The organism is Cohnella phaseoli (assembly GCF_003386235.1).
Classification (GTDB): domain Bacteria; phylum Bacillota; class Bacilli; order Paenibacillales; family Paenibacillaceae; genus Cohnella; species Cohnella phaseoli.
Window position 1 is genome coordinate 331853 of the sequence record NZ_QRDZ01000002.1, and the last position, 23059, is coordinate 354911.

A 23059-nucleotide genomic window follows, 5' to 3' on the forward strand; every position below is an offset into this window, starting at 1 on the left:
ACAAACCCATCGTGCGGGAAAGACCAAACAAGCCGCCCTCCGCGCAGGTTCGTCTGCGCACGGGCGGCCTTACATCGGCTTTAGGCAGGCATCGTGCCTGCTCCTTCTGCCGGATTCAACTCAATTTTGGTGATCAGAACGTTCAAATGCTTGGACAGATCCAACTCGAACGGCACTTTCAGCTCGACGCCGTCCTCGTCTGTCAGCACGCGCAAAATCGGCCGGTGAGCGCATGTAGAATTGATGTCGCAGACGACCGCGCTCTGTCCCGTGTTCAGCTTCACGGTTAGTCCGATCGGATAGATGGCTACCTTGTCGCGAAACAGCTGCAGCTTCGACATATCGTACAGAGTCCCGCTTCCCGAGTACAGCATCTCCACAGCCTGATGCGGAAGGATAGCGTCGCGATACACGCGGTGGCTCGTCATCGCATCGTAGGAATCGACGATTCCGACCCATTTGGCATAATCGTGGATTTCGTCGCCCTTAATCCCTCTTGGATAGCCCGAGCCATTTAGCCGTTCGTGATGCTGGTAGGCGCAGTGAGCGGCCAGTATCGGAATGTTCGGCTCATCCTTGAGCAGGTAAAAGCCCCGCTCCGTGTGCCGTTTCATTTCGTCGAACTCATAGGCCGACAGCGATCCCGGCTTGAGCAGCACCTGCATGGAAATTTGCGTTTTGCCCACGTCGTGAAGCAATGCGCCAATCCCCAGCGTTACAAGCTCGTCGTGACTATAGCCGTGGGCCATGCCGAGCAAAGTCGTATACACGCACACGTTCATCGAATGCATGTACAAGTAATGATCCACTGTATGCAAATTCATTAGCATGATCATCGCGTCCTGGTTTCTGTCCAAGTCTTCCATGATCAGCTTCATGACTTCTTTCATTTTGCGTCCGACGTAAGGATACGTGCTGTTTTTGCTTTTCGAGGTCGAATTGCCGAATTCCCGAAACACCGTGCGGATCGTCTGCAGCGTTCGTCGCTGCGTCTCGTCGCTGAGCAGTTCGGGGATGGACAGGTCGTCCGTTCGTGAATCCTGAATATATACAAAACTGACCCCGCATTCTCCCAGTCGCCGGATGAGTGTGGAAGTGAGCTCGACGCCTTCGGCCAGCAGCACGATGCCGTCATCGGAATAAATTCTTTTCGCCAGTCTCATCCCCGGCCGACATAGAGAAATCGGCATCATGCGCATTTCGTGATTTTCCTCCTTCGCGACGGAATCTGGCAGACAAAAGTTCCCTTATGATTACATCGGAATTCAACTTCGTTTATTGAATAGCCCTTCGAGGAGAATTTTGATTATTCTCCATGATTCGACATTATTCCACCCTGATTAAAGCAGCGCTATCGCATAATGAAGAAATAAAACAAAGCGGCCAGAACGAAACGATACCACGCGAAATATTTCAATTTGAATTTCTGCAGCGCCCTCAGAAACGCGACGACGACGATCCAGGCAACAAGAAAAGAGACGATAAATCCGGTAAGCAGGAAACCCAGGTCGATGTCGCCGGAACGGAAATTGTCAATGTTGCTGAGCAGCTCGTAGCCGGTCGCCGCCGTCATGATCGGGATAGCGATGAAGAAACTGAAGTCGGCGGAAGCCCGGTAGCTGACGCCGCCGAGCATGCCGGCCGCGATCGTCGATCCGGAGCGGGAGAAGCCGGGCCATACGGCCGAAATGCATTGGAGAACGCCGATAAGCAGAGCCTGCTTGTAGGAAATGTCGTCCATAGTTTCCGCCGTTCTCTTAATTTTTCCCGCATCGTATAGCGCCTCGGCCGCCCACATGTAGATGCCGCCCGCGACCAGCGCCCATAACACCGGAGCGGGGTGAAACCCGATTTCCTTAATCGTGTCCCGAAACAGATAAGCAATGCCTAACGGCGGGACGATGCCGAGCGCGACGTGGATCAGGTTCAACCCGCGCTTCGGAAAGGCGTCTACCGAGAGCCCGCGAATCGACTGTGCCTTGCCCAGGCCGAGCACTTGCAAAATCTTGTCCCGGTAGACGAGCGCAATCGCCAAAATCGCCGCGAACTGAATGACGATTTCGAACGTCTTGAGCTGCTCCGGAGCTTCCTCGTAGCCAAGAAGCTTGTTCGTCAAAATCATATGCCCCGTCGAGGATACCGGCAGAAACTCCGTCAGACCTTCCACAATTCCCAGAATGATAGAATCGAACCAATGCAGCACTGGCCTTTCACTCCCCCGGAACTAAAGTTCATTGCGGCGGTACAGCCGGTCCGCGGAAGCCGATCAGGGTTCGTCGAAATATCGCCATCTCGGCTCCTTGGACCGCGCGATCAGCAAGCTGTCGTTAAGCGAACGGACAAGCACGTCCCGGATAAACTCCGGCAAGTAGTAGCGAATGTCCCGGCCTTCCTTTAATCCGATGTACCCGACGCCGAAGGTGAACATATCCAGCGTCGCCACCGTGTATTCCCTGTGTTTGTCCAGGGCCGTCCCGCCCACTCTGGCCTCCACAATGCGATGATAAGGAGGCCGGGCAAGATCCGCGCTCACCTCTATGCCGTCCAGGCACAGCGTTCCGAGCACCCGGCCGCGAAAGCCGAAACCGCGTATTTCCAGGTTCTGAAATTCCGGCAGCAGACTCTCTTCGAGCGACCTTAGAATTAATTCCCCGTTCAAGCGCACCGAGCACGGGTTGATCGGAGACGGACAAATCCCGTGAATCCTCTCTTCCGTGACGCCTCCGGCCGCCAACCCTTCGAGCAGTTGTCCGGCGTTCACCAAGGCGAGCTCCGCCCCGGTCATCGTCCGAATCGCTGCGGACAGCAGCGTTGGCAGCGGAGATTCCCGATCGTACCTCAGCGAGAGCGGCTCGCTGAGACGAGCGATCTTCCGGCCCATCTTGAGCTTGGCCTGCTCGCGATGCGCCGCAATCAGAGCGTCGATGTCCTCGCTAGCCGCCATATCTTCGGTCGGCCTGCTGCCGCCGGACACTTTCACCAGTCTGCGGTCTGCTCCGAATTCCAGTTGCAGATGGCCGACATACGCGCCGAACTTGCCGGCGGCGCATATCGCGGTATCGCCTACGAGCAACGGAACCTCCAGCAGATGGTGGGTATGGCCGCCAAGAATAAGATCTACGCCCGGCACGGTCGCGGCGATCCTCTCGTCGCTGCGCAGCCCGAGATGGGAGAGCACGACGATTGCATCGGTCTGCGGCTTCAACCTTGCGACCTCAGCCTCCAGCACGGCGATCGGCTCGCCGGCTTCCCAGCCGAGCAGGTCGTAGTACTCGGCGTAAGGAACCGTCAAGCCAATCAGTCCGATGCGCATGCCGGCCCGCTCCAGCACAAGGGACGGAATCATCCAGGATGGCGGGCGCCCGGTGGCGGACAACGCCATGTTCGCACATACGAACGGAACGGTCGTTCCCGTGAATATCCGATCCAGTTCATCCGGCGTGTAGCTCAGTCCTTCGTTATTGCCGGGCAGCGCCGCGTCGTAGCCGATCCGCTCCATGAGCTCCCGGTTGACTGCGGCCATCGTTCCCTCCGTCTCCATACGCGCCCGATCCAGAAAGTCGCCGCAGTCGACGACGATCAGCTCGTTCCGCTCCGTCCGCTCACGCACCCCGTCAATATAGCCCGCGATCTTCGATGTCTCTTCCAAATGGCTGTGCAAATCATTTGTATGCAGCAATGTGACCGTTACATTCTTGATCATCGGACAATCTCCTAACCGCCAATCTGCGACATTCTCCGCTCGGTCGGCGCGTGGCTCAGCGAAGTGCCTGCCAGCACGGCGGCCATCTCGTGGTTTTCCGGCTTTACGTCCATCGCTTTCAGGAACAGACTCTCCATCGCTTCGGGAGAACCCAGCGCAGGCTTGACGCTTAATTCGTCCATCCAGTACAGGCAGGGCTTTAAATGGCCGTCGGCGGTCAAGCGAAGCCGATTGCAGCTTTGGCAGAAGTGATCGCTGACCGGGTGAATTAATCCGAACGTTCCGACTCCGCCCGCGATACGCCAGTTTTCCGATGGCCCGCTGCCCTGCGGTCCCTCTTCGCGCTGCAATGAGAAACCGAGACGAGCTGCTTCCTCTATAACGGCCGACAATGGAAGATAGCGGCTGCGCCATCCGGCATCGTCGTGCCCGATCGGCATATATTCGATGAAACGCACATGGATCGGCCTCTCCATCGACAGCTTCAGAAAACGTCCGATTTCATCTTCGTTAACGCCCTTCAGCAGCACGCAGTTCAGCTTAATCGGTCCAAGCCCCGCTTCCGCAGCCGCTTCAATGCCTTCCCACACCCGGTTTAGCTCTCCGCGGCGGGCAATAAATTTGAAACGGACGTCGTCCATCGTGTCCAAGCTGATATTGACCCGCTTAAGGCCCGCTTCCTTCAGCTTGCGCGCCTGCTGCTTAAGCAGCAGACCGTTAGTCGTCAAGGAGATGTCCTCGACGCCTGGCAGAGCGGAGAGGCCCGCAATCAGCTCGTCGAGGCCCTGCCGCACAAGCGGCTCCCCTCCGGTAATGCGGAATTTGCGGATTCCGAGCTTCACTGCCGATTCCGCGACTTCGACGATCTGCGGGTAGGTCAGCAGACGGTCCTGGTCCATGAACTGCACGCCTTCTTCAGGCATGCAATACAGGCAGCGCAGATTGCACCTGTCGGTCACGGATATGCGCAAATAGGTGTGCTTCCTTCCGAATCTGTCCAACAATTCCGCCACTGCCGATCCCCCTTTTCGCCACTCTCGTATCCTTCTAGCATAACATTTTCACAAGGGATATGGTATGCTTGCGGAAGCGAATGTTAGCGATCCGAGGGGGAAAACCAACGATGAATTCTGCATGGAACATCCAATTATTCGCGGGACTGGCGGAAAGATTGGGTCAGCGCTCGCTGCAGATCGATTGGGAAGAAGACGAGTTAAGCGCAGGGCAGCTCAAACGGCGGCTAGCAGATCGGCATCCGGAGCATGCCGATCTGCTGTCCGTCTGCTTTCTGGCATGCAACCGCGCCTACGCCCACGATTCTGCGACCGTAAAACGAAGCGACGAGCTTGCCCTTCTGCCTCCGGTATCCGGAGGCCTATCCGATGCCGAAGCCGCAGCTGAGAACGGTGCAAGCAACCAGCAGAGATACGGAATTACCGAGCTTCCGCTTGATGTCGAACGGACGATAGCCGCCGTATACCACCCCGATCACGGCGCAGCCATCGCCTTCGTCGGAACGACGCGCGAATGGACTGCGGGCAAGCGAACGGTCACGCTCGAATACGAAGCTTACAAACCGATGGCCGAAGCCTCCCTCGCATCGATCGGAGATGAAATAGCCGCCCGCTGGCCGGGTACGCTCACCGCGATCGCCCATCGGATCGGAACGGTCGGCATCGGGGAGATCAGCGTCGTCATCGCCGTCTCTTCCGCTCATCGGGCCGATGCCTATGAAGCAAGCCGTTACGCGATCGAACGACTGAAGCAGGTCGTGCCGATCTGGAAAAAAGAAATCTACGAGGATGGCACAGAGTGGAAGGGGCATCAGCTAGGGCCTTGGAATCCGCTGGCTGCGCCAGGCGGCTCGGAACGACCGGAAGAAGGGGCCGGGCGATGACAAACGTCGAGCTCGATACCCGCTACGCACGGCAAGCGCGCTTCTCCGGGATCGGATCGGACGGTCAGCAGCGGCTGCTGCAAGCCCATGCCGCCATTGTTGGCGTCGGCGCGCTCGGCTGCGCGATCGCCAACCATTTGGCGCGCGCCGGAGTAGGCAGCCTGATCCTGATCGACCGCGACATTGTCGATCGCAGCAATCTGCAGCGCCAAATGCTGTTTGACGAAGCGGACGCCGCTGCCGGAACGCCGAAAGCGGTTGCTGCAGCGGCCCGGCTATCCGCCGTTAACAGCGGCATCTCGATTGCGGCCCGCGTGGCGGATTTGAACGCGTATAACGTCGAGCGATTGCTCAATGACGCCGATATCGTGCTGGACGGAACGGACAACTTCAGCGTACGGTATTTAATTAACGAATACTGCGTGAAGAACGGCATTCCATGGGTGTACGGCGGAGCGGTTGGCGCGTCCGGCATGTCGTTGACGGTCATTCCGGGAACGACGCCCTGCCTCCGCTGTCTGTTTCCCTCCATGCCGCCGGGCGGTTCCCTGGATACGTGCGAGACGGCCGGCGTGCTCGCCCCCATCGTGGACACGATCGCCTCCGTACAAGCGATGGAAGCGATCAAGCTGCTGACAGGTCGCACCGAAGCCTTGCACGGCTCGCTGCTGCAGATCGATCTATGGCAGAGTCAGTGGCAATCGCTTGCCGTCGGCGGGGCTCGTAATCCGGAATGCCCCGTATGCGGCCGCCGCCATTTCGAAGCGCTTGAGGGAAACGAGGAGGCCGATGGAACGATGACCGTCTCCTTATGCGGACGCAGCACCGTTCAGGTCATGCCTGGAAGACCGCTGACGCTCGACCTGCAAGCGCTCGAGCCTCGGCTGGCCCGAGCAGGCAGCGCCGAGCTGACCGCTTACTCGCTAAGGCTGCAGCTGCCCGGCGGCGTAACGTTCGTACTGTTCGACGACGGACGCGCGCTCGTTATGGGAACGGAAGAAGCCCAGACCGCCCGGCGCATTTATGCCGAGCTTCTGGGCGAATAGAAAAGCGAATCTGATGCAAGCGAAGCTGTCTCATAAGTAAAAAGAGTCGTACAAAAAGGTGATCGATAGAGAAGGTTGTCGTGCATGTATCTCCCTACGAGGCTATAGCCATTCCTCGACGGCAATTTCGCGAAGCAGCCTGGCGTGCTCCCTCGGATCGACGTCTCCGGTCGTCTCGGACAGCGCGTTGGCGCTGCCCGCCGCCGCCGCATACCGCAGGCACTCCTCGATCGGCCAGCCTCTGACGTGGCCGTAAGCGTATCCCGCGACAAACGAATCGCCGCTGCCCACAGTATTGACCGGCTCGATCTTCGGAATGCGGACGCGGTAGATCCGTCCGCCGGCTCCGGCTACGGCTCCCTCCGCTCCCAGCGTCGCCGCTACGATCGGAATCCCCTGCGCCATCAGCTTGCGAATACCTTCGCGCAGATCGCCGTCGTGCGAATCAGGCAGCAGGGAGACAATCTCGTCCTCGTTCGGCTTGATAAAGGACGGCAGAGCCGTCACGCCCCTCACGAGCGATTCCCCGCTCGTATCCAAGAACACGTCTGCTCCCGCGGCACGGGAGAGAGCGATCAGCTCCGCGTACAGCGCCGGAGCTGTTCCGCCCGGCAGACTGCCGGAGAAGACGACAAGCGCCGACTCCGCGCTCAGCCGCTGCAGTTCGCGTTTGAACCGTTCAAGCTGATCTTCGCCGATGACCGGTCCCGGCTCCAGCACTTCAGTGGACGAGCCGTCGCCTTCATCGATAAAGTTCATGCATAGGCGCGACTCGCCCGGAATCGCGACAAACTCCGAGCGAATGCCGGCCTCCTTCACCCCGTTCACAATGAACTGGCCGTTATAGCCGCCCGCGAAGCCGGTCGCGGCCACCTCGGCGTGCCCGAGCTGCTTCAGCACCCGGGCTACGTTCAGCCCTTTGCCTCCCGCCGTGGACACGACTTTGGCCGCGCGCGACACTTTGCCTTTAACGAAAGCGGGCATATAGTACGTCTTGTCGATCGCCGCGTTCAGCGTTACAGTCGTAATCGTCGTTCTAGCATTCGCGTTCGTCACCGCTGTGCCTCCGCTTCGCTTATGCTTTGCCGATCGAGCCGCACAGACGCATTTTCTCGATGGCCGCCGCTTTCAACGCTTGCTTCGCCGGAACCATGTATTTACGCGGATCGTTCTCTTCGGGATTTTTGGCGAACACTTCCTTGATCGCGTCGGAGAAGACGATACGCAGCTCGGTCGCAACGTTCATCTTGGACATGCCGAGCGACACGGCCCGTCTCACCTGATCCTCGGGGATACCGGAGCCTCCGTGGAGAACGAGAGGCACAGATACTTTGGCGGCAATGCGTCCGATGCGATCGAAATCAATGTTCGGATCGCCTTTATAGATGCCATGAGCCGTACCGATCGCCGGAGCCAGCGTATGCACGCCCGTCAGCTCGACGAATTTGGCGCACTCGTCCGGATCGGCCAGCAGCGCGTCGCGCTCGTCGACGACGATGTCGTCTTCGACTCCGCCGACGCGGCCCAGCTCGGCTTCGACGTTAACGCCAACCGCGGAAGCCGCCTCGACGACTTTACGGGTTTGCTCGACGTTCTTCTCGAACGGATCGTGGGAAGCGTCGATCATAACCGACGTGTAGCCCGCGCGAATACATTGCATGATCGTGCCGAAATCGGAGCAGTGATCCAGATGCAGCGCAATCGGCACGGAGCTGCGGTTCGCCGCGACCGTAGCCGCAGCCGCAATGTAGTCGGGTCCCAGATGCTTTACCGTGCCGACAGTCGATTGGATGATAAGCGGGGATCTGGTTTCCTCCGCCGCTTCGACGACCGCCTGCAGCATTTCCAACGTGTGGACGTTAAACGCCCCGATACAATATCCGCCTTCTTTTGCCGCTTGCAGCAGCGGCGTTGACGATACAAGTGCCATGATGAGTTCCTCCGATTCAATTTATAAATGCTTATATCGATTTGCTGCGATGCGCGGCATACAGCGAGCTGCCGATAATTCCGGCATCGTCGTTTTGCTCCGCCGTCACGACCTTCAGCTCTTCGCGAAAATCCGGCAGCAGCAGGCGATACAGTTCATCGCGAAGAGGGGCTAGCAGACGTTCGCCCGCCAACGCTCCGCCTCCGCCGACCACGATAACGTCAGGGCTGAGCACCATCGCCGCCGCGGCCAACGCGCGGCCGTTCAACTCGCCGGCACGGACGATAATTTCCGAGGCCAATGCATCGCCAGCATCCATCGCCTTGGACAAGTCCGCTGCGCTAAGCCGCTCCAGCTCATCGCCCGGGAACCAGTCGTTCAGCACGCTTGCCCGGCCCTCGCGCAGCAGCTTCTTCGCCTGCCGTACCATGCCGGACGCCGATGCCACCGTCTCCAAGCAGCCGCTGAGCCCGCAGGCGCAATCCTCGTCGACGCCATCCATGCGGACATGACCGATCTCTCCGGCCATTGCCTTGTGTCCGTAGTACAGCTCGCCGCCGTTCACAATTGCGGCCGCGATGCCGGTGCCGATCGTAATGCCCAGCACATGCTCATAGCCCCGTCCGGCTCCCGCTACCGCTTCTCCGTAAATGTACATGCGAACGTCGTTATCGATAAACACCGGCAAGCCGATCTGTTGTTCCAGCAGGCTGACTACCGGAATATCGCGCCACTTCAGGTTGCCGGCGAACTTCGACACGCCCGCGCGGGGATCGACTAGCCCGGGAACTCCCACTCCTACGCTTGTCGCTTCGTAATCCTCGCCCAAATCCTCGCGAATTTGCCGAACCATATCCGCGATCTTCCCGAGCACGGCTTCGTGACCGGTATGCGCTTCAGTCGAGCGCTTGAGCTTGCGCAGCACCCGTCCCGCTTCGTCCGTCGCCCCGCATACGATATTCGTTCCGCCTACGTCTACGCCGATTGTTATGTTCATGGCGTTCTACCTCTCTTCTCCCGAGACCGAATTGTCCTCTGCCGCATAGACTTTAATGCCCGCCAGCGCCGCTCCGCCTTCCGAGTTCTCGGTCGGCCTCTTGTCCGTAATGCAGGCGTGGAGCTCCTGCAGCTCGGACACATGGAATAACGAGGTTTTGCCGACCTTCGTATGATCGAACACGGCAATCGTCTGCTTGGAGCGCTGCATAAGCAATCTGGCGATGTTCGCCTCAAGCTCGGAGTAAGTGCTGACTCCTTGCTCCGATACGCCGTCGACGCCCATGAACATCTTCTGGATGTTCAGCGCCTTTACGGTCTGCTCGGCCAACGGTCCGCACAGCTCGAAGCTGCGGTTGCGCAGCACGCCTCCCGTCAGCACGATCTGCAGCTCCTCGCAATCGGCAAGCTCCATCGCGATGTTAACCGCATTGGTCACGACCGTAATGTTGCGGCGCTTCTTCAGCGCCTTGGCGATCAGGAATGTCGTCGTCCCCCCGGTCAAGCCGATGACGTCTCCTTCTTCGACGAGTGACGCGGCCAAGAGGGCAACCGCTTCCTTCTCCGGGTACAGAGCTTGCTGCTTCTCGCGGAAAGGCACTTCGCGAATCAGGCCGCTCGCCGCGTACGTCGCTCCGCCGCCCATCGTGCGGATCACCTTGCCGGCCTTCTCGAGATCGTCGAGATCCCGTCTGGCCGTCGCCTCCGAGCAATCGAAATTGTCGGTCATTTCCTGCAAAGAAATGCTTCCGTATCTTTCCAGATAGGCAAGCACCTGCTCCTGCCTCTCGGACTTGTTCCGCGCCATACGCCGGCTCCTCTGCTATATTAAATCTTTACAACTTGCGTCAAATTTCTCGGGTGGTCGGGATCGACGCCGCGCTTCATCGCCGTATAGAAGCCGAGATACTGCAGCAGCGGCAAGTAGGCTACCGCGCGCGCCTCATCGGACAGCGAACCGCCGCCGAGTTCGAATACCGCGTCCGCAAAGCTCGTATCTTCGCCTTTAGCCGTCGTCACCAGCAGCACGAACGCGCCATAGGCTTTCATTTCTTCCGCGACTTTCAGTTCATAGGAACGGGCTTGCTCGGAGACGAGCAAGCAGACAAGCGTTCCCGGCTCGACGACCGATTTCGGTCCGTGACGGAATTCCAGCGTTCCGTAGCTCTCCGTCCATACATAGGACATTTCTTTCAGCTTCAGACACACTTCCTGCGCCAGTCCGAAATACGCGCCCATTCCCAAATAAATATATTTATTGAAGTCGTTCGCTTCGACCAGGCTCTCCGCAAAAACGCGTCCCCGCTCGACAATATCTCCCTGCAGCTCCAGCGCGGACTCCATCTCGGCAGGCAGCGCGCCGCCCGCAGCAAGCGCGATTGCAGCCTGCATCATATAGGTCATGCTGCTGAAAGATTTGGTCATTACGGTGCTTTGTTCTTTGCCCAGAGGCGATACCAGACACTCTGTCATTCGGCCGAGACGGCTGTCCTCGTAGCATGTAATTCCGCAAGTGGTCCAGTTCGGCAAATCCTTCACCGAATCCAGCGCCAAAATGACCTCGGAAGACTCTCCCGAACGGGATACGCCGACGAGAAGCACTTTGCGGTTGCGGGCAACGGATTGATCGCGGAACAAGAAGATGTCCGAGGAAGGCAGCGCGCTTGCGCTCCGTCCAAGCCACAGCTTAAATGTCGAAGCCATCACCTGCGCTTGATAATAGGAAGAACCGGAACCGATAAATACGACTTCGTCGTATGCCGCGTTGCCGACAAACGTCTGCGCCCATTGCTCTTGCTTCTTTAATTGTTCCCAAGCCGCCTTCAATGCTTCCGCTTGACCGCCGATTTCCGGCAACGTCAATTTGCCTCTTGTCATTAAGACCACTCCTATTCATTTTCATTCAATGATATTATATTGCATTTCATATGAAAATTTCAATCATAATTGTGACAAAACATTTCATTTATAAGTTGGAAAATTTTATCTCGCCTTGATATTGCCAGAAAACGCTTTAATTGATAGCATAGATAGCAAGAGATTGGCGAAATTTCTCGAATTTAATCGAGGTTCTGTCGAGGTGCGATATGCGAGTACATATTACGGATGTGCGATCAGGCGATCGACTATCGGAAGATGTCTTTAATGCTTACGGCTTGCATGTTCTCTCCAAAGGCACGCCGTTAAACGAGAAGGAAATCTCACGAATTTTCCAACATCAGATTGATTATGTCAGCATAGAACATCGTGAGAGCCCTTCGGCAGCAATTGCCGTAATGGAGCCTGAAGTGAAAGCTCCGACAACGACCGTAAAAGCCCCCGAGTACAATCCGCTGTTAAGACCGCTTTACCACGATGCGGTCGCCGGCGCGGAGCAATTGTTCGAGAGAGCTTCCATTGAAGGCAGAATCTACGAAGACGATGTCAGGGAGAGCTTTCAGCCGCTTGTCGAAAATTTCCGCACGGAACGCGATGTCGTATCCCTGCTGCTGATGCTGAACACCCAGGACGATTACACCTACCAGCACTCCGTTCAGGTCGGCATGCTAAGCTACTACATCGCACGCTGGCTGGGCTGGAGCGAAGAAGATACGGTACGCGCGGGCAAGGCCGGTTTCTTGCACGACGTGGGCAAATGCAGAATCGCCGAGGTGATTCTCAACAAGCCAGCCAAGCTTAACGATGAAGAATACAAAGAAATCCAAAATCACCCGCAATACGGATATGAAATTTTAACCCGTTCCTTCAAGGACGAAGAAGTCGCGTTGGCCGCACTCCAGCACCACGAGAGAATCGACGGGACGGGCTACCCGCAAGGGTTGTCCGGAGAACAGATTCACCCGCTGGCCCGAATCGTAGCGGTCGCCGATGTCTACAGCGCGATGATTTCTTCGCGAGTGTACAGCGAGAAGAAAGATTTGCATTTCGTGCTGAAGGAGCTCTACGAGCTGAGCTTTAAGGAATTGGACCCGGACATCACGCATACGTTTATCCGGCATATGGTTCCCAACTTTATCGGCAAACGCGTGGAGCTGTCGAACGGGGTGCTAGGCGTTATCGTAATGACGAATCCAACGGATTTCTTCCGCCCTCTCGTTCAAGTTGGCGACGAATTTATCGATTTGTCTGTCGTTAGGGATATTTCCATCCTGGAAGTCAATATGTAAAAAAGGTGCATGCACTCCTCTTTGTAGGATTGCATGCACCTTTTTTTGTTCGGTAACGAGCGGTGAAGTCGCCTCGTCTGCCTTGGGCGGCTATCGATTCAATTGGCCGCTCACGAATAACGTTTCGCGTATAGATAGGTGTCTTTCCAATACTCCTTGTCGATCGGAGTGATCTGAACGCCGTCTTCAGGCTTCGGACTTGCATGAATCATATTGCCATTCCCCATATAGATCCCCACATGGCCGACCGTTTCGTTGCTCTTGAAACGACCCGGCACGTAGAAAAACAATAAATCACCCGCCCGCAGCTCGTCGCGGGACACGAACTTGCCCTGCTCCGCTTGCGCCCTTGCCACCCTGGGCAAATCGATCCCGAAGCGATCGAATACATATTGCGTGAACGAGGAGCAATCGAAGCTTTTGCTCTGCGCATAAGTTGTTGTGCCGAATTCATAAGGAACGCCCATAAATTTCTTCGCAAAGGTCAGCAAAGTCGATGCTGAGCTCTCTTCATTCGCCGCCGCTTTCATTCCCGATTGGGACGAAGGCTTCTCGGCAAATTCCGCGTTTTGCCCGTTTACGCCCGTCTCGCCAGGAGTCGGCTTCGGAAAAAAAGCAACCTCGTTCTCTTGCGTATGGAACACCGTCACGTCTCCGATCAGACGCTGCAGAGCGTTGACCGGTACGAACATCTCATTGCCTTCTTTCAGAGCCGGCGCGGGCATACTGGACGAACGTCCCGCAATAGACACCGCGCTCTCTCCCGTGCGGAACACCCATACCGCATCATTGTCCCCCATGCCATAGCTTCCATCCGGCAGCCACTGCGCTCTGTACCCCGTCGCCTGACCGATCGCTCCGAGCGAGACGTATGCCGCATTCTGCAGCTGTCGCACCGGCACGATATGCCGTCCTTCCTCCAACGTTGCAGGAGACTGGTTGCTCTGTATTTTCACCGGAGCCTGGTCGCTTTTAAGCTTCATCGGACTTGTTGCACAACCGACCGTCAGCAGCAGCGAGAGCAATACCATTGATTTGTAGCCCGTCTTCATCTTTTCGAGCCGCCTTCCCATTAAGGTTCATTCTCCATATAGGATGACGTAGCGTTCTCCCGATTATGCTCGCAAAAAAAACGACCCCGCAAGCGTTAAGCTAGCGGGATCGTGAAATCGACTTTAGAAGCGTCCGGCTTGGCTTGCTTGGCCTGCAAGTTGCTGTTCGGCAATTTGCACCAAGCGACGAGTGATGTTGCCGCCGATGCGGCCGGTATCCTTCGTCAGCATGTCCCCGTGATAGCCGTCGCGGGAAAATTGGATGCCAAGCTCTTGGGCTACTTCGTATTTCAGTTGATCCAGAGCTGCGCGAGCTTGCGGAGTTACGAGCTGATTGCTGCTGCGATTGTTCGCCATGTTTTCTCACCTCCATCATTTACCACGTATTATGTCTCTGCGGTCTCGGCTCTATGCATGAGTTATTGAGCTTTTCCCAATTTTTTTATGCCTTTGATTTGTTTGGATTCCTTTTTTTCTCGGGTGTCGATAAAGGAAATTTACTGGTATGATGGAGTTTGAGGAAAAAGTTGCCGTGTTCAAACGAGATAGCTCGGACACCTTATCCGGGAATTTGTATTTTCGAAAAATCAGAAACGAGGTCCAAACGGAATTATGATTGCTAAGCTTAAACGGTTAGATGTATCTCTGCTGCTGGTGGTTCTTTGTTTTATGGCCATCAGTACTCTGGTTATCTATAGCGCGACGAATGGTACGAAGTATGAAGGGCTGCATGTCAACAATCTGATTGCTTATGGCTGCATCTTTGTTCCCATGCTTCTTATTGCTTTCTTGGATTATCGTATCGCCGTGCGTTATCTGTCCTATGGTTTGTATGCGCTCGGTATCGTTTTGTTGATAATCGTATTGTTAAACGGAACGAACCTGAACGGCTCTACCCGCTGGATCAGCATCAAGTCGTTTCAGTTTCAGCCCTCGGAGTTGGCGAAAATTTTCCTAATTCTGCTTGTTGCCAAACGGCTAAGCAATCGGAACGGGGAACCGCTAAGACTGCTCAAAGACATTCTCCCTGTGTTGATTGCCACCTTCCTTCCCGTCGTCCTAATCTTAAAGCAGCCGGATTTGGGCACATCGATCGTGTTCGTCAGCATTATGCTCGGAATGCTCTGGATGGGGAACATGAAAAGGACTCATATCGCGATCGGGGTTGGCAGTATCGGAATTTTGGTTGCCTTTATCGTCACGCTTTACCTGACCGACAGCAGTCTTTTTCAAACCTTCGTCAAGCCGCATCAGCTCGCGAGAATTCAAACGTTTCTTGATCCCGCTTCCGATCCGGACAAAAGCTGGCATGTTCTGAACTCGATCAGAGCGATCGGCACGGGCGATATGTATGGAAAAGGCTTCGGGCAAGGCTTCCTGGTTCAAAACGGCTTTATCCCTTACGACTACGCCGATTCGATATTTGTCGTCATAGGAGAAGAATTCGGCTTTATCGGCAGCGCGGTATTGTTGTTTCTGTATTTCTTCATGATCTATCGTATGGTTCGCATCGCGTACGATAGCCCCGATCTGTCGGGGGCTTACATCGTGATCGGCGTCATCTCTATGTTGGTGTTGCAAGTGTTCGAAAATATCGCGATGCATCTCGGATTGATGCCGCTGACCGGTCTCGCGCTTCCTTTCGTCAGCTATGGAGGCAGTTCGCTATTAACGAATATGATTGCGGTCGGCCTTGTTCTGAGCGTTCAGGTTCATCATTCGAAGCGGGATTAACCGATATCAAATTCAGAAATAGATTATAAAGAAACAGCCCAAGAGTCTAAAGCTCCAGGGCTGTTTCGCATCTATAGGCCATTGCTCGTCCATCACTTAGGCAATTCCATTGTGATCTCCAACTCGTGAATGTAGTCGTTCTCGCTTTTGCCGTCTGGTCCCTTTATTCTTCTTGCAAAAGGCTTGATCGTGATCGACTTCGGCAAGGTTGAGGCTCCTACAAAGTTTTGCTTCCCTAAGAACATGTCCTGCTCTCCGAATCCGTTATAGCCGGCTAGGTCGACGTGCTTGATCTCGTTCCCGTTCTCGTCGAAAAGCGCAAATTGCAAGAACCTATTCCCGTAAAACCGGACTGGCGGCTCTATCTCCAAGTTTGCTGAGACGCCAAGAAGAGCGACCAGATTAATGGTGGCCGGGGTAATCACCAGCTTCTCGATTTGCAAGGTGACCCCTTCATAATTTTTGATCTCACTTTTCGTCAATTCGATCGCACCCGGTGCGTTTTTCTCGATTGGAACGACGAATTTGTACTCTTTTCCGGAACTCATCGCAATGGAAAACGTAAATTCGAAAGCGTCCGGGAACTCATAAGCTTGATCCATTCTTGCATCGTAGCCGGAGTGCCCGATATTAATAATTCGTACTGCCGTGCTCTCGTCTATCCATTGCGTATTTCCGATGCTATACGAGAGGGGGCCTTGCTCTCCGTTAACTCTGCCATCGACTTCGAACGCTTCAAGCTCCTCTTCCGACAGCTTCCCTTCTTCATGAACTTTAACAGCAACGGACAGTCTGGCCCCGTCGTACATTAGGTCGGATATCGTAACGGTTCGCCCGGCTTTCGTCTGGCTGTAAGGTTTATCTGTCACCATCCCGCTGCGAACAGCGGTTACAAGACCCGCATCCCCGAAATGTTCATAGAGACTATTGATCCAAGGGATCTGTTTTAGCGAATTAGCCATAGACGGAGAAATAAAACCCGATCCAATTAGAAGGATACCCGCTACCAGCACCGCAGCGAGCGACACACTAGCCCGCTTAAGAAGCTTGCGATTTCGCCGACGCTTGCGAATCGGAGTCAGATCGATATCCGGGAGCTGCTCGTAGGCATGATCCAGCGCTTCTCTGACGCGATCGGGAAGACGATCGGGCATGAAGACCCGGGTATCCCGCAACGCTCTCGTTAACTTATCTTGATTCATATTGGCTCTCGACTCCTCTCGACTTTTCCATCCACCGCAGCAGCTTTTCCCTTGCCCGATAAAGTCTGCTTTTGACCGTCCCCTCCGAAATCTCCAGCGTCCTCGCCACTTCTTTGATCGGCAAGTCTTGAATGTAATGCAAAACGACGACAAGCCGCATCGGCAGTTCCAGGCTGTCGATCGCTTCGCGCAGTTCCAGGCCGTCATCCTCTTCTGGGGACGGGGAAGGCTTGTCCGACAAATCCGTTAATGGAACTTGTTTATTTCTTTGTTTCAATAATCTACGACACTCGTTAATTAGAATTCGAATGATCCATGTTCGAAAATAGGCGGGCTCCCGCAGCGTATACATCGACTTATAGGCGATGAACACCGTTTCCTGCATTGCATCCGCGCAATCTTCGTCGCGTTGTACGATCTGTTTGGCGACGGCGTACATCGGTGTCTCCAATTGACGCATCAGTCGGGTGAACGCCTCCCGGTCTCCCTGTCGCGCTCGCATCACTTCCTGAATATCCAGACTATCCATCCTCTCTCGTCTCGTCTCCTCGCCTCGGACAACTTCACCGCACTATATTAGGTTGAACCAATGAAGATTGAGCCCATTGTATTCCGAAAGGGATGATTTTGCCGGCTTCAAACAGGTTGTTTTGAGTTGCTTGGAACGATAGGACCTTTATAGGTAAGCAACTCAAAGCCAAAACTCGCGGCAAAACCATTCCCTTTCTCCATTTCATTGGGTTATCTCTTCGATGTCTTTGGTTCAACTTATATAGAATCTGTCGGCATTGCCGATTCGGTTATGTAATTACTAATTAGATTGTTGAAACAGCCGGAAGGTTCCCGATAAAAAAAGTTTTTTGGCCAGCGTAATCCCAACCGTTCAACCCGCTCGCCGGAAATAGGGAGTAGGCTCAAAGCGAAGAGAATAAGAAAAGGGCACAAAACGGGAAATCCCGTCTTGCACCCTCTTTGGCTTTCTTCTAGACAGCAGTATTAACCAATACTGCCTTCCATTTCCATTTTAATCAAGCGATTCATCTCAACCGCATACTCCATCGGAAGTTCTTTGGTGAACGGCTCGATGAAGCCCATGACAATCATCTGCGTCGCGTCGGCATCAGACAGACCGCGGCTCATCAGGTAGAAGAGTTGGTCTTCGGATACCTTCGAGACTGTCGCTTCGTGCTCCAGCGTGATGTTGTCGTTCATAATTTCGTTGTATGGAATCGTATCGCTCGTCGATTCGTTGTCGAGGATGAGCGTGTCGCATTTGATGTTCGCTTTCGCGCCTTCGGCGTTGCGTCCGAACGAAGCGAGACCGCGATACGTCACTTTGCCGCCATGCTTGGAGATCGACTTGGAGACGATCGTCGAGCTTGTGTCGGGAGCAAGATGAATCATTTTCGCGCCTGCGTCCTGATGCTGGCCTTTGCCGGCGACCGCGATCGAGAGCACCATGCCCTTCGCGCCGCGGCCTTTCAGAATAACTGCTGGGTACTTCATCGTCAGCTTGGAGCCGATGTTGCCGTCGACCCACTCCATCGTCGCGTTCTCTTCGGCGACAGCGCGCTTCGTAACGAGGTTGTAGATGTTCGGCGCCCAGTTCTGGATCGTCGTGTAGCGAACGCGAGCGTCCTTCTTCGCGATGATCTCGACGACCGCGCTGTGCAGCGAGTTCGTGCTGTAGACAGGAGCCGTACAGCCTTCGACGTAGTGAACGGAGCTGCCTTCGTCCGCGATAATGAGCGTGCGCTCGAATTGGCCCATATTTTCCGAGTTGATCCGGAAATACGCTTGCAGCGGAACCGTACATTGCACGCCTTTAGGGACGTAGATGAAGCTGCCGCCCGACCAGACCGCGCTGTTCAGCGCTGCGAACTTGTTGTCCGCAGGCGGAATGACCGTGCCGAAATATTCTTTGAAAATTTCCGGATGCTCGCGCACGGCGGAATCGGTATCCATGAAAATAACGCCTTGCTTCTCAAGCTCCTCTTGCATGCTGTGGTAGACGACCTCGGACTCGTACTGCGCCGACACGCCGGCCAGAAACTTCTGCTCCGCTTCCGGAATACCGAGCTTGTCGAACGTCGCTTTGATCTCTTCCGGAACCTCTTCCCACGTTTTCCCTTGCTTCTCGGACGGTTTGACGTAATACTGGATGTCTTCGAAATCCAGGTCGTCCATGTTGCCGCCCCATGTCGGCATTTCCATCTTGCGGAATTGCTCCAGCGACTTCAGACGGAACTTCAGCATCCATTCCGGTTCGCCCTTCATTTCCGAGATCGTGCGGACGATCTCTTCGGTCAAGCCTTTACCGGATTGGAAAATCGCTTTATGCTCGTCGCGAAAACCGTATTTGTACTCTTCCATTTCGGGCATTTGCTTTGCCATGGCGATCAACCTCCTTGTTTATTTATTCTTCAATGCCTTCGTGCTTGCCAGAGCCTTGCTCTACGCCCTTGCGCAGGGCGTTCCAGGCTAGCGTCGCGCATTTGATTCTGGCCGGAAACTTATTAACGCCGGACAGCGCCTCGACATCTTCGTAGTCGTCGAATTGCACATCTTCGCCCTTCATCAGGGCGGAAAATTTGTCTGCGAGCGCCAGCGCCTCCTCGCCCGTCTTGCCCATCACCGCTTCCGTCATCATCGAAGCCGAGGACATGCTGATCGAGCAGCCTTCGCCCGTAAATTTCACATTGCGAACGATGCCGTCCTCAAGCTGGAGCTGAAGAGAAATACGGTCGCCGCATGTCGGGTTGTTCAGGTTGACGGTTACGGAGCCGTCTTCCAGTTCCCCGCGATTTCGCGGCGTTTTATAGTGATCCATAATGACGCGGCGGTACAAATCATCCAATTGACTCATAACCGAAAAACTCCTTTGTCTTAACCAGAGACTCGGCCAGCCGGTCGATATCTTGTTCGGTGTTGTACAGATAGAAGCTGGCCCGGGCCGTCGCGCTTGCTTTCAGCCATCTCATCAGCGGCTGGCAGCAGTGATGTCCTGCTCGCACGGCAATGCCTTCGGTGTCAAGCACCGTAGCCACATCGTGCGGGTGCACGTCGCCAAGATTAAAGGTGACGAGCCCTGCGCGCTGCTCCGCCGACGGACCGTAGATCGTAATGCCGTCGATCTCCGACAACCGCTCCATCGCATACTTGACCAGCTTATGCTCGTGCCGCTCGATGTTGTCCATGCCAATCTGCTCCAGAAAGTCGATTGCCGCACCCAGTCCGACAGCGCCAGCGATAATCGGCGTGCCGCCCTCGAACTTCCACGGCAGCTCCTTCCAGGTTGAATCGTGCAGCTCGACGAAATCAATCATCTCGCCGCCGAATTCGATCGGCTCCATCTGCTCTAACAGTTGCGCTTTTCCATACAATGCCCCAATGCCTGTCGGCGCACACATCTTGTGTCCGGAGAAAGCGTAGAAGTCCACATCCAGCGCCTGTACATCTACCTTCATATGAGGTGTGCTTTGCGCTCCGTCAACGACGAGAATCGCGCCTTTGCGGTGCGCGATCTTCGCGATTTCGGCAATTGGGTTGATCGTTCCGAGCACGTTAGAGACGTAGGTGATGGAGACGATTTTCGTCCGTTCCGTCACCGTCGCTTCCACGTCCTCCAGCGCAACCGTTCCGTTCGGCTGCAGCGGGATGTACTTCAGCGTCGCTCCCGTCGCCTTGGCGGCCTGCTGCCAAGGAATCAGGTTGCTGTGATGCTCCATCGGCGTAATGACGATCTCGTCGCCCTCGCGCAGCGTCTGACGGGCATAGCCGGAGGCGACCAGGTTCAGCGCCGTCGTCGTACCGCGGGTAAAAATAATCTGCCGCGAGCTCGCCGCGTTCAGAAACCGCGCCACCTTCTCGCGAGCGCCCTCGTAAGCGTCGGTCGCCCGCGAGCCCAAAGTATGCACGCCGCGATGCACGTTGGCGTTATCCCATTCGTAGTAACGTTTGACCGCCTCGATAACCGAGCGGGGCTTCTGCGTCGTCGCCCCGTTATCCAGGTATACGAGCGGATGTCCGTTAATATCCTGTTGAAGAATCGGAAATTCCGACTTCAATGCGATCGGGTCCATAATTAGCCCAGCTTTCTTTCAAGGATGCGGTGCAATTGCTCGCGCAGCCCTTCAAGCGGAATCTCGGAGACGACCGGATCGAGGAAGCCGTGAATAATCAGGCGCTCTGCCTCGGTGCGACTAATTCCGCGGGACATCAAGTAGTAAATTTGCTCGGCGTTCACTTGACCTACGCTCGCTGCGTGTCCGGCTTTAACGTCGTCCTCGTCGATCAGCAGAATCGGGTTCGCGTCGCCGCGAGCTTTCGGGCTGAGCATCAGCACCCGTTCTGTTTGCTGACCGTTCGCCTTCGTCGCGCCGTGCTCGATCTTCGTGATGCCGTTGATGATCGCCGTCGACTCTTCCTTCATAACGGCGCGAGTAATCATATCGCTCTCGCTCGAACGTCCGAAGTGAACGGCTTGCGTCGTCAGGCTCATGCGCTGGCTTTTCGTTCCGACGGAAATAATTTTTGAATCGGATGTCGAACCGTTGCCTCTGAGCACCGACTTCGTATCCGTAATGGCATTGCCGTTATGCAAATCGCCGACGATCCACTCGATGCGAGCGTCGTTGTCCAGCTCGACGCGGCGGTAGGCGATGTCGATCGCGCTCTCGTCCATATGATGGACGGCAGCATATTGCACGAATGCGCCGGCTTTGGCGAACACTTCTACGGCGCTGTTGTGCAGCAGCGTGGAAGTCGTCTCGCCGAGCGCGGAAGCGACTTGCTCTACGAACGTCACTCGACTGTTCGTATCTGCAACGACCAATACGTGCGGCATGAACGTTGCCGTCGCATCGTCCGCAAACAACAGCGCTTGAATGGGCTCTTCGATCTCCACATCGCGCGGCACGTACAGGAACACTCCGCCGTTCCAGAGCGCCGCGTGCACAGCGGCAAGCTTATGCTCTTCTTTCGTATAAATCGTCATAAAATACTTGCGGAACAGCTCTTCGTGATTGCGAGCCGCGTCCTCCAAGCTTGTTAAGACGACGCCTTTCGCTTTCAATTCATCCGAAAGCTCCGTGTAAATCACGGAAGAGTTATGCTGAACGATCAACGCGCTGCTTCTGTTTTCCGGCAGCAGCGCCGCGATCGGCGCGGGCAGGTCCGCAGCGGAAGCTGCCGGCTGACCCGGGCGGTTCGTTCCGTAATGATCCAGTGTCCAACGCGTCAGGGGAAGCTTCTCCGGCTTTGGCAATGCCAGCTCGGTCGCGAGCTGCCCCGCTTCTTCGCGCAGGGAGACGAGCCAAGCCGGCTCGTTCTTGCTGCGAGCGATCGCAGCAGCCGCTTCCCTGCCGAAGGAAGTAATCGGTGTACTCATCGATGCTTGCCTCCTTAAGCTTCTTGGCCGACGGTTTCGTCGACAATGCCCAATTCTTCTTTTACCCAATCGTAGCCTTCCGCTTCCAGACGCTGAGCCAGCTCAGGACCGCCGGATTTAACGATGCGGCCTTGCATCATCACGTGGACGTAATCGGGTTTGATATAGTTCAGCAAACGCTGGTAGTGAGTAATGATCAGGAAACCGCGATCTTCGGCGCGCATCGCGTTCACGCCTTCCGCAACAATGCGGAGCGCGTCGATGTCGAGACCGGAGTCGATTTCGTCAAGAATGACCAGTTTCGGCTCTAGCAGCATCATCTGCAGAATCTCGTTGCGCTTCTTCTCGCCGCCGGAGAAGCCTTCGTTCAGGTAACGATGCATGAACTCCGGGTTCATCTCCAACTCTTTCATCTTCGCTTCCATTTGGCGAACGAATTTGATCAAGGAAATCTCGTTGCCTTCCTCGCGGCGGGCATTGATCGCGCTGCGCAGGAAGTCGGCGTTCGTCACGCCCGTAATCTCGCTCGGATACTGCATCGCCAGGAACATGCCGGCGCGAGCGCGCTCATCCACGCCCATCTCAAGCACGTCTTCTCCATTCAACGTGACGGAACCGTCCGTCACTTCATACTTCGGATGACCCATCAACGCAGATGCGAGCGTACTTTTACCGGTACCGTTCGGTCCCATGATTGCGTGCACTTCGCCGCCGCCGATTTTCAGATCGATCCCTTTCAGAATCTCTTTGCCCTCTATGGACGACTTCAGACCTTGAATTTCGAATTGAGTAGACATTCCCTAACCTCCAAGTTCTTATGAGGACTTATTCATTTGGAATAAATCCTTATTTATAATTATTTTAATTTGATTCTCAGTGATTCTCAATAACAATTTTATGAAAGAACCGTCGAAAAAGCAAACCGCTCTTCGTTTTCGTCGGA

22 protein-coding genes are annotated in these 23059 nt (G+C 55.4%); 4 read left to right on the forward strand and 18 right to left on the reverse strand.

The features are described from left to right. Positions 1 to 80 precede the first annotated feature (80 nt). The 4 genes from DFP98_RS03595 to moaA form a co-directional block, all read right to left on the reverse strand. A complete protein-coding gene (locus tag DFP98_RS03595; protein WP_116059184.1) occupies positions 81 to 1199 on the reverse strand; it encodes an HD-GYP domain-containing protein in 1119 nt (372 codons plus the stop codon). A 152-nt stretch (positions 1200 to 1351) separates the two neighbouring features. Continuing rightward, the gene (locus tag DFP98_RS03600) at positions 1352 to 2200 is read right to left on the reverse strand and encodes an undecaprenyl-diphosphate phosphatase (RefSeq protein ID WP_116059294.1); all 849 of its coding nucleotides are present in this window, start codon (positions 2198 to 2200) and stop codon (positions 1352 to 1354) included. Positions 2201 to 2266: 66 nt separating this feature from the next. Beyond that, positions 2267 to 3703 (reverse strand): bifunctional metallophosphatase/5'-nucleotidase, encoded by a 1437-nt coding sequence (locus DFP98_RS03605; RefSeq protein WP_246016397.1) that lies wholly within the window; start codon positions 3701 to 3703, stop codon positions 2267 to 2269. Between the two features lie 11 nt (positions 3704 to 3714). Further along, a complete protein-coding gene (gene moaA / locus DFP98_RS03610; RefSeq protein ID WP_116059185.1) occupies positions 3715 to 4716 on the reverse strand; it encodes a GTP 3',8-cyclase MoaA in 1002 nt (333 codons plus the stop codon). A gap of 110 nt (positions 4717 to 4826) precedes the next feature. Between moaA and DFP98_RS03615 the strand changes: the two genes are divergently transcribed. After that, complete coding sequence (locus tag DFP98_RS03615; RefSeq protein ID WP_116059186.1) at positions 4827 to 5600, forward strand: molybdenum cofactor biosynthesis protein; 774 nt, start codon at positions 4827 to 4829, stop codon at positions 5598 to 5600. After that, positions 5597 to 6646 carry a ThiF family adenylyltransferase gene (locus DFP98_RS03620; RefSeq protein WP_116059187.1) on the forward strand — a complete coding sequence of 350 codons (1050 nt, stop codon included), beginning with the start codon at positions 5597 to 5599 and terminating at the stop codon, positions 6644 to 6646. The genes DFP98_RS03615 and DFP98_RS03620 overlap by 4 nt, the downstream gene beginning before the upstream one ends. A 102-nt stretch (positions 6647 to 6748) precedes the next feature. On the opposite strand, the gene DFP98_RS03625 is transcribed toward DFP98_RS03620, so the two are convergent. Genes DFP98_RS03625 through DFP98_RS03645 form a run of 5 tightly spaced genes read right to left on the reverse strand, consistent with a single transcriptional unit; the run spans position 6749 to position 11450 of the window. Then, positions 6749 to 7702, reverse strand: a complete 954-nt coding sequence (locus DFP98_RS03625; protein ID WP_246016398.1) for a 1-phosphofructokinase family hexose kinase — start codon at positions 7700 to 7702, stop codon at positions 6749 to 6751. 19 nt (positions 7703 to 7721) lie between these two features. Then, positions 7722 to 8576 carry a class II fructose-1,6-bisphosphate aldolase gene (gene fba, locus DFP98_RS03630; RefSeq protein ID WP_181917468.1) on the reverse strand — a complete coding sequence of 285 codons (855 nt, stop codon included), beginning with the start codon at positions 8574 to 8576 and terminating at the stop codon, positions 7722 to 7724. A 31-nt stretch (positions 8577 to 8607) separates the two neighbouring features. Further along, a complete protein-coding gene (locus DFP98_RS03635) occupies positions 8608 to 9573 on the reverse strand; it encodes an ROK family protein (RefSeq protein ID WP_116059189.1) in 966 nt (321 codons plus the stop codon). A gap of 6 nt (positions 9574 to 9579) precedes the next feature. Further along, positions 9580 to 10380: a DeoR/GlpR family DNA-binding transcription regulator gene (locus DFP98_RS03640; RefSeq protein WP_116059190.1), complete on the reverse strand. Its 801-nt coding sequence runs from the start codon at positions 10378 to 10380 to the stop codon at positions 9580 to 9582. Between the two features lie 20 nt (positions 10381 to 10400). Continuing rightward, positions 10401 to 11450, reverse strand: a complete 1050-nt coding sequence (locus DFP98_RS03645) for an SIS domain-containing protein (protein ID WP_116059191.1) — start codon at positions 11448 to 11450, stop codon at positions 10401 to 10403. Between the two features lie 209 nt (positions 11451 to 11659). Here DFP98_RS03645 and DFP98_RS03650 point away from each other — a divergent pair, with 209 nt between their 5' ends. Then, positions 11660 to 12739: an HD-GYP domain-containing protein gene (locus DFP98_RS03650; protein WP_116059192.1), complete on the forward strand. Its 1080-nt coding sequence runs from the start codon at positions 11660 to 11662 to the stop codon at positions 12737 to 12739. A 110-nt stretch (positions 12740 to 12849) separates the two neighbouring features. On the opposite strand, the gene DFP98_RS38880 is transcribed toward DFP98_RS03650, so the two are convergent. Both DFP98_RS38880 and DFP98_RS03660 read right to left on the reverse strand, forming a co-directional pair. Next, positions 12850 to 13791, reverse strand: a complete 942-nt coding sequence (locus tag DFP98_RS38880) for a C40 family peptidase (protein ID WP_246016399.1) — start codon at positions 13789 to 13791, stop codon at positions 12850 to 12852. Positions 13792 to 13914: 123 nt separating this feature from the next. After that, complete coding sequence (locus tag DFP98_RS03660; protein ID WP_116059194.1) at positions 13915 to 14148, reverse strand: alpha/beta-type small acid-soluble spore protein; 234 nt, start codon at positions 14146 to 14148, stop codon at positions 13915 to 13917. 255 nt (positions 14149 to 14403) lie between these two features. Between DFP98_RS03660 and DFP98_RS03665 the strand changes: the two genes are divergently transcribed. Continuing rightward, the gene (locus DFP98_RS03665; protein ID WP_116059195.1) at positions 14404 to 15525 is read left to right on the forward strand and encodes an FtsW/RodA/SpoVE family cell cycle protein; all 1122 of its coding nucleotides are present in this window, start codon (positions 14404 to 14406) and stop codon (positions 15523 to 15525) included. Positions 15526 to 15617: 92 nt separating this feature from the next. Here the strand turns inward: DFP98_RS03665 and DFP98_RS03670 are convergent, their stop codons facing one another. The 7 genes from DFP98_RS03670 to sufC all read right to left on the reverse strand — a co-directional run bounded on the left by DFP98_RS03670 (position 15618) and on the right by sufC (position 22913). Further along, the gene (locus DFP98_RS03670; RefSeq protein ID WP_116059196.1) at positions 15618 to 16727 is read right to left on the reverse strand and encodes a DUF4179 domain-containing protein; all 1110 of its coding nucleotides are present in this window, start codon (positions 16725 to 16727) and stop codon (positions 15618 to 15620) included. After that, positions 16714 to 17256: a sigma-70 family RNA polymerase sigma factor gene (locus tag DFP98_RS03675; protein WP_116059197.1), complete on the reverse strand. Its 543-nt coding sequence runs from the start codon at positions 17254 to 17256 to the stop codon at positions 16714 to 16716. The genes DFP98_RS03670 and DFP98_RS03675 overlap by 14 nt, the downstream gene beginning before the upstream one ends. Positions 17257 to 17723: 467 nt before the next feature. After that, complete coding sequence (sufB, locus tag DFP98_RS03680; protein WP_116059198.1) at positions 17724 to 19121, reverse strand: Fe-S cluster assembly protein SufB; 1398 nt, start codon at positions 19119 to 19121, stop codon at positions 17724 to 17726. A 22-nt stretch (positions 19122 to 19143) separates the two neighbouring features. Then, on the reverse strand, positions 19144 to 19593 hold the full coding sequence (sufU, locus tag DFP98_RS03685; RefSeq protein WP_116059199.1) for a Fe-S cluster assembly sulfur transfer protein SufU: 450 nt from the start codon (positions 19591 to 19593) through the stop codon (positions 19144 to 19146). Continuing rightward, positions 19577 to 20809, reverse strand: a complete 1233-nt coding sequence (locus tag DFP98_RS03690) for a cysteine desulfurase (RefSeq protein WP_116059200.1) — start codon at positions 20807 to 20809, stop codon at positions 19577 to 19579. Before DFP98_RS03690 ends, sufU begins: the two co-directional genes overlap by 17 nt. Before the next feature lie 2 nt (positions 20810 to 20811). Continuing rightward, a complete protein-coding gene (gene sufD / locus DFP98_RS03695; protein WP_116059201.1) occupies positions 20812 to 22116 on the reverse strand; it encodes a Fe-S cluster assembly protein SufD in 1305 nt (434 codons plus the stop codon). Between the two features lie 14 nt (positions 22117 to 22130). Continuing rightward, positions 22131 to 22913: a Fe-S cluster assembly ATPase SufC gene (gene sufC / locus DFP98_RS03700; RefSeq protein ID WP_116059202.1), complete on the reverse strand. Its 783-nt coding sequence runs from the start codon at positions 22911 to 22913 to the stop codon at positions 22131 to 22133. Positions 22914 to 23059: the final 146 nt, after the last annotated feature.